General features: G+C 64.7%; 13 protein-coding genes. 9 read left to right on the top strand and 4 right to left on the bottom strand.

The window, feature by feature from the left end; translation table 11 throughout:
- The first annotated feature begins 1 nt into the window (after window position 1).
- Complete coding sequence (locus GGQ88_RS08985) at window positions 2–838, top strand: tyrosine-protein phosphatase (protein WP_246385680.1); 837 nt, start codon at window positions 2–4, stop codon at window positions 836–838.
- 93 nt (window positions 839–931) lie between these two features.
- A complete protein-coding gene (gene trxB / locus GGQ88_RS08980) occupies window positions 932–1,900 on the top strand; it encodes a thioredoxin-disulfide reductase (protein WP_183612806.1) in 969 nt (322 codons plus the stop codon).
- On the opposite strand, the gene GGQ88_RS08975 is transcribed toward trxB, so the two are convergent.
- From GGQ88_RS08975 to GGQ88_RS08960, 4 genes are read right to left on the bottom strand one after another with little or no spacing between them, the layout of a single operon-like run.
- Window positions 1,872–2,678, bottom strand: coding sequence for a hydrolase 1, exosortase A system-associated (locus GGQ88_RS08975; protein ID WP_183612805.1), 807 nt, complete (start codon window positions 2,676–2,678; stop codon window positions 1,872–1,874). The two genes, trxB and GGQ88_RS08975, sit on opposite strands and share 29 nt — an antisense overlap.
- Complete coding sequence (locus tag GGQ88_RS08970; RefSeq protein ID WP_183612804.1) at window positions 2,675–3,346, bottom strand: alpha/beta hydrolase family protein; 672 nt, start codon at window positions 3,344–3,346, stop codon at window positions 2,675–2,677. Before GGQ88_RS08970 ends, GGQ88_RS08975 begins: the two co-directional genes overlap by 4 nt.
- Complete coding sequence (locus GGQ88_RS08965) at window positions 3,343–3,600, bottom strand: phosphopantetheine-binding protein (protein ID WP_183612803.1); 258 nt, start codon at window positions 3,598–3,600, stop codon at window positions 3,343–3,345. Before GGQ88_RS08965 ends, GGQ88_RS08970 begins: the two co-directional genes overlap by 4 nt.
- Window positions 3,601–3,637: 37 nt before the next feature.
- A complete protein-coding gene (locus GGQ88_RS08960; RefSeq protein ID WP_183612802.1) occupies window positions 3,638–4,630 on the bottom strand; it encodes a GNAT family N-acetyltransferase in 993 nt (330 codons plus the stop codon).
- Between the two features lie 31 nt (window positions 4,631–4,661).
- Between GGQ88_RS08960 and GGQ88_RS08955 the strand changes: the two genes are divergently transcribed.
- The 7 genes from GGQ88_RS08955 (at window position 4,662) to GGQ88_RS08925 (ending at window position 13,723) form a co-directional block, all read left to right on the top strand.
- Complete coding sequence (locus GGQ88_RS08955; RefSeq protein ID WP_183612801.1) at window positions 4,662–6,176, top strand: acyl-CoA ligase (AMP-forming), exosortase A system-associated; 1,515 nt, start codon at window positions 4,662–4,664, stop codon at window positions 6,174–6,176.
- Entirely contained in the window at window positions 6,173–7,399 is a 1,227-nt protein-coding gene (locus tag GGQ88_RS08950; RefSeq protein ID WP_183612800.1) for a pyridoxal-dependent decarboxylase, exosortase A system-associated, read from the top strand. The genes GGQ88_RS08955 and GGQ88_RS08950 overlap by 4 nt, the downstream gene beginning before the upstream one ends.
- 211 nt (window positions 7,400–7,610) lie before the next feature.
- A complete protein-coding gene (locus tag GGQ88_RS08945; protein ID WP_183612799.1) occupies window positions 7,611–8,258 on the top strand; it encodes an XrtA/PEP-CTERM system exopolysaccharide export protein in 648 nt (215 codons plus the stop codon).
- A gap of 16 nt (window positions 8,259–8,274) precedes the next feature.
- Window positions 8,275–9,792: an XrtA system polysaccharide chain length determinant gene (locus GGQ88_RS08940; RefSeq protein ID WP_183612798.1), complete on the top strand. Its 1,518-nt coding sequence runs from the start codon at window positions 8,275–8,277 to the stop codon at window positions 9,790–9,792.
- Between the two features lie 14 nt (window positions 9,793–9,806).
- A complete protein-coding gene (locus tag GGQ88_RS08935; protein ID WP_183612797.1) occupies window positions 9,807–10,748 on the top strand; it encodes an AAA family ATPase in 942 nt (313 codons plus the stop codon).
- A complete protein-coding gene (locus tag GGQ88_RS08930) occupies window positions 10,745–12,454 on the top strand; it encodes a preprotein translocase subunit YajC (protein WP_246385677.1) in 1,710 nt (569 codons plus the stop codon). Before GGQ88_RS08935 ends, GGQ88_RS08930 begins: the two co-directional genes overlap by 4 nt.
- Before the next feature lie 18 nt (window positions 12,455–12,472).
- Window positions 12,473–13,723: an XrtA/PEP-CTERM system-associated ATPase gene (locus tag GGQ88_RS08925; protein ID WP_183612796.1), complete on the top strand. Its 1,251-nt coding sequence runs from the start codon at window positions 12,473–12,475 to the stop codon at window positions 13,721–13,723.
- Window positions 13,724–13,726 lie beyond the last annotated feature (3 nt).

Raw genomic sequence — 13,726 nt, 5'->3', positions numbered from 1 at the left:
AATGACGGACCATGATGGCATGGCGTCGGGGCCGGACTTCAGGGACGATCAGACAATGCAGGACCGCGTTCTCCCGTTACGGGGAATCCACAATTTTCGGGACTACGGCGGATATGCGGCGCGCGGCGGTCGGCTGCGGCGGGGCGTGCTGTGGCGTTCGGGTCAGCATTGCGATGCGTCGCCCGAGGACCTGGACGTGGTGCACGAACTGGGATTGGGCACGGTGTTCGATCTGCGCGGGGACAGCGAGCGCGCCGCCAATCCGTGCTTGAGGCATCAGGATTTCGCGGGCGAAGTGCTGTTTCATCCCGGCGAAACCGCGAGCGAACACGGGCGCGCGGTGCACGAAGAAGCAGCGCGCGGCGTGGTAACGGCCGAAGACGCGCGAAAGGCGATGTTGCGGTTGTACGAACAGCTCGCATATCGCGAAGTCCTGGTCGGGACGTTCCGGTTGTACTTGAAAACGCTGGCAACTCGCGATGCACCCAGCCTGCTGCATTGCCTTGCGGGCAAGGACCGGACCGGCGTTGCCGCCGCGATCGTGCACAGCGTGCTTGGGGTTCACCATGACGACATCGTCGCGGATTATCTGCTGACCAACACTGCGGGCGATGCCGAGGCGCGGATAGCAGCGGGCGCTCGGCATGTGCGCAGCGGCTTTGGCCGGAGCATGGACGATGCTGCCGTGCGCGTGCTGATGGGGGTGGAGGCTGCGTTCCTCGACCGCGCGTTCAAATCGATGACAGAGCGGCACGGGTCGGTCGAGGGTTACGCGCGCGATATGCTGGGGCTGACGCCGGAAATGCTGGCCGGGCTCGAAGCGCGGCTGGTCGCCTAGAATTTCTATACGATAGCTGCGGAAAAAGAGGGGTGGGCGGACTCGCTTTTGGGCTCGGTCCTGCTTATCTCGCGGGGCTCTGGAGGAGTTCCCATGGCGACGACGCACAAGACCCGCATGCTGATCATCGGTTCCGGCCCGGCTGGGCTGTCCGCGGCCATCTATGGCGCGCGCGCCGGGATGGAGCCGATCGTGGTGCAGGGGCTGCAGCCCGGCGGACAGCTGACGATCACCACCGATGTCGAGAACTATCCCGGTTTCCGCGACGTGATCCAGGGGCCGTGGCTGATGCAGGAGATGCAGGCGCAGGCAGAACACGTCGGCACACGGATGATGTGGGATACGATCCTCGACGTCACCATGGACGGATCGCCGTTCCGCGCGACGGGCGATAGCGGCGACATCTACGAAGGCGACGTGCTGGTGATCGCCACGGGCGCGCAGGCCAAGTGGCTGGGCGTTGCCGGAGAGCAGGAGTTTTCGGGCAAGGGCGTTTCGGCCTGCGCGACCTGTGACGGGTTCTTCTATCGCGGCAAGAAGGTCGTGGTCATCGGCGGCGGCAATACGGCGGTCGAAGAGGCGCTGTACCTGACCAACCATTCGCCCGACGTGACGCTGATCCATCGCCGCGATTCCCTGCGTGCCGAGCGTATTCTGCAGGAGCGGTTGTTCGCGCATCCCAACGTCAAGGTGCTGTGGAATCAGAAGGTCGACAGCTTCGTGGGCGAGGTGGGCAAGGGCCTGACCGGCGTAAAGCTGGTCGATACGGTGACCGGCGCTGAATCGGTGGTCGATACTGATGGCGCGTTCGTCGCGATCGGGCATGCGCCCGCGACAGAACTATTCAAGGACAAGCTGGAACTGGACGATGGCGGCTATATCGTGGTCGAACCCGGCACGCCCAAGACGGCGATCCCAGGCGTTTTCGCGTGTGGTGACGTTATGGACCAGATCTACCGGCAGGCGGTGACGGCGGCGGGTACGGGCTGCATGGCCGCGCTCGATGCCGAGCGGTTCCTGGCCGAGATGGAGTTCAAGGCCTCGCAGGCGGTTCCGGCGTAAGCGCCGCGACGAGCCGCGCGAACAGCCATTCGCGCGATGTGTCGTCGGAAAAGCTGTGCGAGTGGCTGTCGATCCGCGTGATGCGCGGGTCGGCTGGATCCCATGCATCGGCAAACATCTGCGCGGTGCGATCGCCGGTTGCGAGCAGGATCTGGACGGGGCCGGTGAAGCGATCGAGTGCGGCCTGCATCTCTGAGACCAGCCCTGCGGGAGCGGCGGACGGCGCGGCGGCGCTGCGCAAGCCTTTGGCGAGCTTGGCGAGATTGACCCCGCCGGTGAGCAGACGCCAGATTTCGCGCGGGTTCGTCAGCTTGGCGAGGTAGCGGCTACGGATGGCGGCGGCGGGCATCGCATCGGGCGCGGATTCGCCGTCGATGGTCCACGGATTGGCAAGCACGAGCGCGTTTATGGGCAAGCCTTGCGCGAACAGCATCAGCGCTGCGGCGGCGTCGCAATTGCCGAACGCGACGATGTGGGTGAGGTGCGGCGCAGCGGCGAGGAAAGCTTGGGCTGCGGCGGCGATGTCGGGCCTGGAGTGGCGGAAGGTGGGGTTTTCGCCGTTGCTGTCGCCGACGCCTCGGCGATCGTAGCGGAACACGGGGAAGCCTGCGTCGGCAAGCCGCGCGGCGAGTTGCGCCTGCCCGTTCCACGCGCCCGAGCGCAGTTCATTGCCTCCCGAGACGAGCAGCAGGCCGGAAGAGCCGCTGGCCGCGCCGATATCGAGCGTGCCCACGAGTGTTGCACCTTCGCACACGAATGTGAGGTGTCGGCGGGTCATGCGGGCAGTTCCGCTGCGATCAGCCGCGCGAGACTGGCGGACTGTTTGGGGGCAGCGGCGGGTTCCGCGCGGAGCCATAGGCCGCCGCCGCCGACTTCGCCCTGCATGATGATCCGCTGGCTTTCAATTTCGGGCAGCGCATTTTCAAGCCCGGCAATCAGCGAGGCGCCGAAGCGGTAGCCGGCGAGTTCCAGCCCAGCGGTGCGGCCTTGTTCGAGCAGGGCGGCGGTGTCCTCGCTGCGCCCGGCCTCGCGCGCGGCGATGGTGCGGGCGCGCAGCAACTGGCGCAGGATGTTGGGGCCTTTTGCGGGCTCGTAGACGATGCCGGGGAGGGTTTGCGGCATGACCAGCACGCCGCCGCGAATGGTCAGCACGCAAGTGGCGCGGAAGTGGCGCGCGGCGTGCTGCATGGCGGTTCGCCAGCCGTGGAGGCTCTGTCCGGTGAAGTTCTGGCGGCTTTCGTTGCAACCGGGCAGGTCCGGCAGGAAGCTGTCGATCCCGGTGGCGTCGAGCAGGCGCATCGTTTCGACGATCATGCGCCGCGTGCGGTTGGCTTCGTCGAACAGGGCGGGCACGATCAGCAGGCGGCGGGCGCGGCCTTGATCGAATGAGAGCGCGTATTCATCGGTCTGGCCGGACGGGCCGGGGCAGGGCCACGCGGCGATCACGCGGCGAGCTTGTCCTCGACGAAGCCGAGCAGGTTGCCGTAGGTTTCGAGCAGTTCGCCATCGACTTCATCATCGTCGATGACGATGTCGAGCCGGTCCTCGATCTCGGTCAGGAGGCCTGCGACGGCCATCGAATCGAGTTCGGGCAGATCGCCGAACAGGCCGGTCGAGGCATCGAACCGGGCGACGCGTTCCGCCGAAAGGCCGAGAACGTCCTGAAGGATCGCGCGCAGGGTACTGTCGGTCTGGTTCATCTTAGCCCTGATAAAAGTGGGACGTTCAATTGCGCCCTTAACCATCGCGGTTCGGCGAAACAAGGGGTCGGAGCACTTTGCGCCCGAACGCCCTTGCCAGCGAGGGCCAATGCCGCATTGCCAAGGGACGCCAGGCGCGCACCCGCCAGCGGGTGCGCGCCTGTTCCATCCAGTCGCGCTTGTAGGGATCATCGCCCGTGCCGAAATCGACGAGGGTGACGCGGTCGGTGTCGATCACGTGTTCGAACAATGCGGCGGAAAGCAACGTGCCGGGTGACTGCTTGCGGAAGTTTTCATCGTGCGCGAGCTTGTGAATGAAGGCGGTGCCCCCTTCGACGGTCCAGAACTGCGCAGCGACCGGCTGGCCCGAGATTTCGGCAATGCCGAGGCGCAGACGTCCGGTCGCGGCGTCCATCAGCGCCCACTTGCGCAGGAACTCGGGGCTGCCTTCGCCGGGTTTCCAGCTGAGTTTGTAGACGGTTTCGTAGGCGGCCCAGTCCGCTTCGGAAAATTCCGTGACGATGCGCAGCGCGACGCCGCCCTTCTTGCCCTTGCGGCGGACAGTTTCGCGTAGGGCGCCGGGGCGTTGTGCCCAGTATTCGGCGAAGCTGCGGCCTGCAATGGGGAGGACGTGGTTGGTGTCGCAGGGGTCTGACAGCACGATCCAGCCTGCACTGCGCAGCGCCTTGACGAGGGCGGTGGCATCGTCTTCGGGCATGGGTGCGAAAGTAAGCCGACCGTGAGGCAGATTTTTCGCAAGGGCCGGAAGCAAGGCAGGATCGCCCAATGGACGGATGTAGAAGTTGTACCAGTTAGCGAGCGATTCGATGTGACCGTCGGCGTCTTGCCATGGCAGCATGGCCGTGCCGGTGTCGCTGGTGACCACGCTGAAGCGGGCGGTGGCCGGGTCGAGGCATTCGTCCGCCAGCAGCGCCAGCCAGTCGAGCCGTTCGAACGGAGAGGCACCCGCTACAGAAAGGGCGCGCGGGTCCGCTTGCGCTTCTTTAAGACTGTGGTGATAGACGTTCACTCAAGATCCAGTCCTATGCCGAGACCCGCGCGTGCCCGCTGTCCCTGATTCTAAAGTATTTCCGCTCGATCATCTGGCCCTGCGAGGGGACCGTGATGCGCCAGCGCTCGTGCTTCGGAACGCCACGCTTAACCATGAAGCGTTAAACGCGCGTGTAGGTCTGCTTGCGGGCTGGCTGCAATCGCGCGTGGGCGAAGCGGGTGGCAGGGTCGCGACGTGGCTGCCCAAGACCGAGCTTGCCTGCCTGATGCCGCTGGCGGCGGTGCGGGCGGGGCTGGTGCATGTGCCGGTCAATCCGCTGCTCAAGCGCGCGCAGGTGGCACATATTCTGGGCGATAGCGGGGCGGCGCTGCTGATTTCGAACAAGGCGCGGCTGGATTCGCTGGAGGCGGGCGATGTTGCCTGCCCGATGATCGACGAACCCAGCGCTTGGAACCAGGCCGAGTCGTTGGGCAGTGTCTTGCCGCCATCCGACGCTTTGCCAGATAGCCTTGCCGCGATTCTCTATACCAGCGGATCTACCGGGCGTCCCAAGGGCGTGATGCTGAGCCAGGCGAACCTTTGGCTCGGCGCGGTCAGCGTGGCGCATTACCTGAAGCTTACACCGGACGATCGGGTGCTGGCGGTGCTGCCGTTGGCGTTCGATTACGGTCAGAACCAGTTGCTTTCGACGTGGTATGCAGGCGGGGCGGTGGTGCCGCTCGATTACCTGACGCCGCGCGATGTGATGAAGGCGGTGGAGCGGTTCGGCATTACGACGATTGCGGCGGTGCCGCCGTTGTGGCTGCAACTGACGGAACTGGACTGGCCTGCGGATGTTGCGGGCCAGCTTCGGCGGCTGACAAATAGTGGTGGCGCTTTGACGGAATCGCTGGTGAGGGGGTTGCGGGCGAAGTTTCCGGCGGCAGACCTTTACCCGATGTACGGGCTAACCGAGGCGTTTCGGTCGACCTATCTCGATCCGGCGCTGGTCGATGCGCATCCGACTTCAATCGGTGGGGCCATTCCGTTTGCCGAGATACTGGTGGTCAATGACGCTGGCGAGTTGGCCGGGCCTGACGAGGAAGGCGAACTGGTTCACACCGGGCCGCTGGTTGCGCAAGGCTATTGGCAGGATGCCGCGCGCACGGTGGAGCGGTTCAGGGCTGCGCCTGCTTTTTCGGCTACGGGCGGAACGGCGGTGTGGTCGGGGGACCGGGTGCGGCGCGACCGCCAAGGTCTGCTGCACTTCGTCGGTCGGCGCGATGCGATGATCAAGACGAGCGGCAATCGCGTCAGCCCGCAGGAGGTGGAGGAGGCGGCCATCGCTACAGGGCTTGTCGCCGAGGCGGTCGCGCTGGGCTTGCCCGATGCGCAACTGGGGCAGGCGATCCATCTGGTCGCACGGGCTGTTGCGGGTAGCGATCGCGATGAACTCATCCCTGCGCTGACGCGGGCGCTGCCAAATTTCATGGTTCCGCGCCATGTTCATTGGCGCGAGGAAATCCCGGTCAGCCCGAACGGCAAACTTGACCGTGTCGCGCTCGCCAAGGAATTTGAGGCATGAAACCGCTTGGGCCGATTCCACCGGGATATATCGCGATCGACGGCGAACTGGCGATTTCGGGAAACATGGCGTCGGCCTTGGTCGAGAGCGCGGGCGAGACGCCGTTGTTCGTGTACTCGCGTGACATGCTGACGCAGCGGGTCGCGGCTTTGCGTGCGGCGATGCCAGCGCGGCTGGCGATCCATTATGCCGTGAAAGCCAACCCCTTTGGCCCGGTACTCGACCATATGGCGGGGCTGGTCGATGGCTTCGATATTGCCTCGGGCGGGGAACTCGCGATCGTGTTGCGGGCCGGGATCGATCCCGCTCGCGTGAGCTTTGCCGGGCCGGGAAAGCGCGATTCGGAACTGGAAGCGGCGATCATCGCCGGTGTGACGCTTAATCTGGAATCAGAAGGCGAGGCGGCGCGGGCGCTGGCGATTGCGGGCCAGATCGGGCGCAAACCATGCCTGGCGATCCGGGTCAATCCGGACTTCGACCTTAAGGGGTCGGGAATGAAGATGGGCGGCGGGGCCAAGCCGTTCGGGATTGATGCGGAGCGCGTGCCGGCGCTTGCCCGCCACTTGATTGCGCAAGGCGCCGAGTGGCGCGGGTTCCACATCTTTGCGGGAAGTCAAGCGCTCTCGGCCGATGCGATCATCGAGACGCAGGGGCAAACCCTGGATCTTGCCGCGCGGTTGGCGGAGGAGACCGGCGTGGCCTTGCCCAAGTGCAATCTGGGCGGCGGGATGGGGATTCCCTATTTTCCCGGTGACGAGCCGGTCGATGTCGCGCGTGTCGGCGCGGCGCTGGCGGAGCGCTTCGAAGCGCTGCCCGAGGTGTTGCGCGACACCCATTTCTGCATGGAGCTGGGCCGCTATCTTGTTGGCGAAGCTGGCGTTTACCTGACCACGATCGTCGATCGCAAGGTGAGTCATGGCGAGACATACCTTGTAACCGATGGCGGTCTACATCACCAGTTGGCCGCCAGCGGCAACTTCGGCACGGTCGTGCGACGGAACTACCCCAGTGCGATCGCGACAAAGTTCGGCGCGCCGGTCGAGGAAGAGGCGAGCATCGTGGGATGCTTGTGCACGCCGCTCGACCGCCTGGCCGACAAGGGTGGCTTCCCGCGTGCCGATGTCGGCGATCTTGTGGCGATTTTCTGTGCCGGCGCTTATGGCGCAAGCGCCAGTCCGGCGATGTTCCTTGGACAAGGCCCAGCGCGGGAAATCCTTGTCTGACAAGGTGATGCCGCAAGTGCGTTAACCCGCGTTCGGCGACAAGTCCTGTTACGGGACACCGCGAAATCCGTGCTTTGCGGCTGCCTTAACTGCAATCAAGGCTAACGCAATCTTCACCCTTTTTGGCGATAGCTGACGGTGAATTGCGGTCCTGCGTCCTTTGCCTGTGTGGGCATGTGGGCGCCATGGTCGCAGCAAGCAAGGACAGGCCATGCCGTTGAATTCGCGCGTTACCCGTATGCTCGCAGGCACGGCGATGTTGAGCCTTGCGCTGTCGGGATGCGGTGGCGTGGGCGCAGGTGCACAGCTTCCCCCAGCCTCGTTCGTTGCACTGCAGGAAGGCCCGGGCGAGGAATACGTGATCGGGCCGCTTGATGAGCTGACGATCTTCGTGTGGCGCAATCCCGAACTTGGCGCTTCAGTACAGGTGCGGCCCGACGGGCGCATCACCACGCCACTGATTACCGACATGCCGGCAGTCGGCAAGACGCCTTCGATGCTGTCCGAGGACATCAAGCTCCAGTTGTCGCAATACATCCAGGAGCCGATCGTCTCGGTCATCGTCAACAAGTTTGCCGGCACGTTCAGCCAGCAGGTGCGGATCGTCGGTGCGACCGAAAAGCCCGCCTCGATCCCGTTCCGCGCAAACATGACGCTGCTGGATGCGATGATCGCTGTCGGCGGTTTGTCGGAATATGCGGCCGGCAACAAGGCGCGGCTGGTGCGCTTCGACAAGCAGACCGGATCGCAGAAGGAATATGCGGTGCGCATCGGCGACCTGCTGCGCAAGGGCGATACCAAGGCCAATGTCCTGCTGATGCCCGGCGATGTGATCATCATCCCCGAGAGCACGTTCTGAGCGGCGGGCCGGGGACATGACCAACATCTATGAAGAAGTGCGCATCGCGCTACACGGCATCTGGATCCGGCGCTGGATCGCGCTGGGGATCGCCTGGGGCGTGTGCATGCTGGGCTGGCTGGTCGTGGCGATGGTTCCCAACAGCTATGAATCCAAGGCGCGGATCTTCGTCCAGATCGACGACGTGCTGGCCGACCAGATTGGCATCGGCGGCGATCGCAAGCGCGACATCGAGCGCGTGCGCCAGACGCTGACCAGCACGGTGAACCTGGAAAAGGTGATCCGCGCGACGCGGCTGGGCGACAAAGTGACGACGGACAAGCAGATGCAATCTGCGGTCGGCAGCCTGAGCAAGCACGTCACCGTCGTCAGCCAGCAGGACAACCTGTTCGAAATTACAGGCGTCGCGAGCGGCGGCGGCAACAACGATGGCGTCAATGCCAAACTGTCGCAGGACATCGTGCAGAAGATGATCGACATCTTCCGCGAGGAAAACCTGGCGGGCGGGCGCGGCGAGATGACCGATACGCTGGCGTTCATGGACCAGCAGCTGTCGGACCGGAAGAAGCTGCTCGATGCGGCCGAACTGAAGCGCACCGAGTTCGAATCGCGCAATGCCGACATGATTCCGGGCAGCGGTTCGCTGACGACGCGGCTCGAAGCGGCGCGCGGTGAGATGCGCGATATCGATTCGAACCTGCTTGCAGCGCAGAGCGCGTTGGCCTCGATCAACGGCCAGCTTTCGGGCACGCCGCAGTCGATCGCCATTCCGGGCGTGCAGGGCGGTGCCAAGGGTGCGCTGGCGCAGGCGCAGTCAGATCTCGGTTCGATGCGCGCACGCGGCCTGACCGACAGCCATCCCGATGTGATCGCTGCCAAGGCGCAAGTCGCCAACCTGCAGCGCTCGGCCAATGCCGAAGGGCCTGGCGGTGGCACGCCTAATCCAGCCTACAGCTCGCTGATCTCGATCAAGGCCGACCGCGAGGCAAGCCTGGTGGCGCTGCAATCGCGCAAGGCCTCGTTGCAGGCCGAAGTCGCACGGCTTTCGGCGCAGCAATACGGCGAGCCCGCAATTGCGGCAGAAGCATCGAGGATCGGGCGCGATTACGACGTGCTCAAGGAACAGTACGACAAGCTGCTGCGTGACCGCGAGGCATTGCGTCTGCGCGGTCAAGTCGAGACCGAGCGCGATGCGGTGAAGTTCGAGGTGATCGATCCGCCGACGCTGCCGACAGGTCCCGCCGCGCCTGACCGTCCGCTCTTGCTGATGCTGGTGCTGATCGTGGGTATTGGTGCGGGCTGTGGCGGTGCGTTTGCGCTCGGCCAGCTGAAATCGGCCTATTCGACGACGGGTCAGCTTGAGCGAGCGACTGGGCTGCCGGTGCTCGGCTCGGTCTCCGAGGCGATCACCCATGCGACGCGTGCAGCGCGTATGCGGCAGCTCAAGTGGTTTGCCGGCGGATTTGCTGGGTTGTTCGTGGTCCTGTTCGTCCTGCTTGGCGTTGAAATGCTCAAGCGCGGCATGGTGGCATGAAGGGGAACCGGCCAATGACCGACCAGACCAAGATCCCCGTGCCGCCCTCGGGTCCGTCGCTGATCGAGCGCGCCTCGGGCAGCTTCGATTTCCGCACGCTGACGCGTCCGCCGATCACTGACCTGCCGCCGCCCGCAATTGTGCCTGCGCCAGTAATGCCGGTTGAGCGGGTTGAAGCGGTTGCTCCCGTCACTCCTCCAACGCCTGCTCAGCCTGCTCCAAAACCGTTCACGGGCGTGTATCATGCCATCGACCGCGCCCATCTGCGCGAACAGTGCCTGATCGAGCCGGAGAGCGCGGTTACGAGCGTGCTGGAAGAGTTTCGCATCGTGAAGCGGCAACTCCTGCGCACCGCGCAGCAATCGGATGCGCCCCACGCCGAGCGCATCCTGATCTGCTCGGCCCATCCGGGTGAGGGCAAGACGTTCTGCGCGGTCAATCTCGCTTTGTCGATCGCGGCCGAGAAGGACAATGAGGTCCTGCTGGTCGACGCCGATTTCGCCAAGCCTTCAGTGCTCTCGACGCTCGGCCTGCCGGGAGGTCCGGGGCTGATGGACGCGTTGGCGGATCCCTCGATCAAGGTCGAGGATTGCATCATCGGCACGGATATCACCGGGCTTTATGTGCTGCCTGCGGGCAATGCGACGGGTTCGGACACCGAATACTTGGCTTCAACGCGCACCGACGAGGTTCTGGCGCGGCTGACCAGCCATGCGCCCAATCGCATCGTGATCTTCGATTCGCCGCCCGCGCTTGCAGCCTCGCCTGCATCGGTGCTGGCGAACCACGTCGGGCAGACGGTGATGGTCGTGCGCGCGGACGTGACCGGCGAGGCCGCACTGCGCGACGCGGTGAACCTGCTGGCTGCGTGCGACGATATCAAGCTCCTGCTGAACGGAACCCGCTTTTCGACGACGGGTCGTCGCTTCGGCACTTACTATGGATACAAGGAATGACCCGTCCGGTGATCCTGACGCGCCACGCACTGGCGGTGGGAGTGGGGATGATCCTCGCCGCGCAGCCGTTGCATGCGCAGACGATGTCCTATGAACCCGTCGATGGCGAAAGCGCGTCTTCGGACAAGGGCGAGAGCCGTGGCGGCATTTCGGCGCGCGGTGCCGGTGGTGGCGCGCGGGTGACGATCAAGCCGTATATCGAGGCGACGCAGAATGTGCTCGCCGAACTGTCGCCCGGTGACGAGGTGCTGACCTACAGCACGATCGCGGCAGGCGTTGACATGGCGCTGAACGGGCGCCGCACGCAGGGTGCGGTTTCGGTACGTTACGAACGCCGGATCGCGCAGGGCAACAACCTGACCGATGGCGATACGCTGTCGGGCCTCGCGCGGGTCAAGCACGACCTGATCCCGCGCACGCTGTCGGTCGAGGCTGGCGCGCTTGCCGCGCGTACCAGCGTCGAGGGAAGTGGTGCGTCGTTGCTCAACCCGTCTGCCAATGGCGATGCGGTGAGCCAGGTTTATTCGCTTTACGCCGGACCGGCTTTGTCGACCCATGTCGGCGATGTGGCGCTGTCAGGCTCGTATATGCTCGGCTACACCAAGGTTCAGCAGAAGGACGCGATTCAGGTCGCGCCGGGTCAGCCGCTGGTCGACGTATTCGACGATTCGATTGCGCATTCGGCGCAGGTTTCTGCCGGAATAGCGCCGGGAACGGTGCTGCCGGTGGGCATCACCGCGAGCGGATCGTTCTATCAGGAGGACATCTCGAACCTCGACCAGCGCGTACGCGATGCTCGCGCGGGAGTTCAGGTGACACTGCCGGTCAGCATGGAATTGGCGCTGATCGGCGCGGTTGGGTATGAGGACGTCTCGGTTTCATCGCGCGATGCGGTACGCGATGCCAATGGCGATCCGGTGATCGGCCCCGATGGTCGCTACACCACCGACAAGAGCCGCCCGCGCCAGTTGGCCTACGAGACCGATGGGTTGACCTGGGACGCAGGCGTGATGTGGCGCCCGAGCCGTCGTACCGCGCTGTCCGCCTTCGTCGGACGCCGCTACGACAGCATGACCTACTACGGCAGCTTCTCGTACAAGCCCAATGCACGCAGTTCGCTGACCGTCTCGGTGTTCGACAATGTCTCGGGCTTCGGCGGTCAGGTTAGCCGCGCGCTGCGCGATCTGCCGACCGATTTTCAGGTCAACCGCGACCCGTTCAACGGCCAGATCAGCGGTTGCGCGATCGGGTCGCAAAGCGGTGGTTGCGTCAACAACGCGCTGTCGTCGGTCGCGGCATCGGTGTTCCGTGCGCGCGGCGTCAACGCGACCTATTCGCACCGGATCGGCCGGATGCAGGCCGGGGTCGGCGCTGGCTATATCCGTCGCAAGTATATCGCGCGCGACGATTCGGTGCTGGGCGTGGCCAACGGTCAGGTGGACGAGAGCTTCTATGTCGATGCCGGGTTGAACGGCCCCATCGACCGGCGATCGAGCTTTGGCGTGTCGGCCTATGCTGCTTGGTTCCAGAGCGGGGCGTCGAGCCTTGGCGATGTCAGTACGATCGGGGCGAATGCGGCGTACTTCCGCAACCTGACCGATCGGCTCGTGGCAACCGCAGCAGTCGGTTTGGACTCGGTTAACCGAAAAGTGATTGAAGATGAAGTAATTGCATCGGGCCAGGTTGGCCTGCGCTACTCTTTCTGACGCCCGGAGACGGCTTCGATGTACGATGAATTCTATGGCCTGAGCGGCCGCCCGTTCCAGCTGACGCCCGATCCGCGCTTTTATTTCGAGAGCGGAACGCACCGCAAGGCGCTGTCCTATCTCGGCTATGGGCTCGCGCAGGGTGAGGGCTTCATCGTCATCACCGGTGAGGTCGGCGCGGGCAAATCAACGCTGGCAGCGCACCTGATGGCGTCGGTCGATCGGGCGCGGCTGACGGCGGCGCAGATCGTGACCTCGGCTTTGGACGGCGAAGAACTGATCCATGTGACCGCGCGTGCCTTCGGGCTCGAGGTCGCGGGCCACGACAAGGCCACCGCGCTCGCCAGGATCGAGGCGTTCCTGCATCATGAAGCGCGCGAAGGCCGTCGCTGCCTGCTGGTGGTGGACGAATCGCAGAATCTTTCGGTCGAAGCGCTGGAAGAGCTACGCATGCTGTCGAACTTCCAACTGGGCGCGCATCCGCTGCTGCAGATCCTGCTGCTGGGCCAGCCTGAATTCCGCACGCTGTTGCAGACCTCGCCCGAGCTGGAGCAGTTGCGCCAGCGGGTGATTGCCACGTACCATCTCGATGCAATGGAGCCTGAGGAAGTCGGCACTTATGTCGAACATCGCCTCACTTGTGTCGGGTGGAATGGCAATCCGAGCATCGACAGCCAGGTGTACGTTGATCTGGCACGCGCCAGTGGCGGCGTGCCGCGCCGGGTCAATCAGATCGTCAACCGCCTGTTGCTGATGGGCGCGGTCGAGCAGCGTCCGCATATCGATGCAGCGATGCTTCAGGCCGTGTTGGCGGACCTTGCGGGCGACAGCGCGGTGTGCGCGCCGCAGCAGGTCGTTACGCCGGCTCAGGCGGTTCAAGCTCCTGCGGTCGAAGCACCGGCGGTGCAGACCTTCGCAGCACCCGCTTTCGACGACAGCGCGTGGCGCGCGGCACTGGCCGAGCGCGATGAGCAGATTGCAGAATTGCAGCAGGCGATCATCGAACTGGCCGACATGCGGCCTGCGCCGGTCGAAGCGCCTGCCGTCGATGGCGAAATCCTTGCGCAGTTGGAAGAAGCCAACCGCCGCATCGCGGCGCTCGAGACTCGCGATGGCGACGAAGCAGTGTTGGCTGCCCTGTCCGAGGCCAATCGCCGCATCGCGGCGCTCGAAAACCGGACCGCTGAGCAGGAGCTGGCGATCCGCCATACCCTGACCATGCTGATCGAGTGGATCGAGACGGAAGACTACCAGCGCGCCGCCGCCTGAGGA

Origin of the sequence: Novosphingobium hassiacum, from assembly GCF_014196055.1 — a bacterium.
In the GTDB taxonomy this organism is placed as follows: domain Bacteria; phylum Pseudomonadota; class Alphaproteobacteria; order Sphingomonadales; family Sphingomonadaceae; genus Novosphingobium; species Novosphingobium hassiacum.
This window is presented reverse-complemented; position numbering and strand designations above follow the sequence as displayed.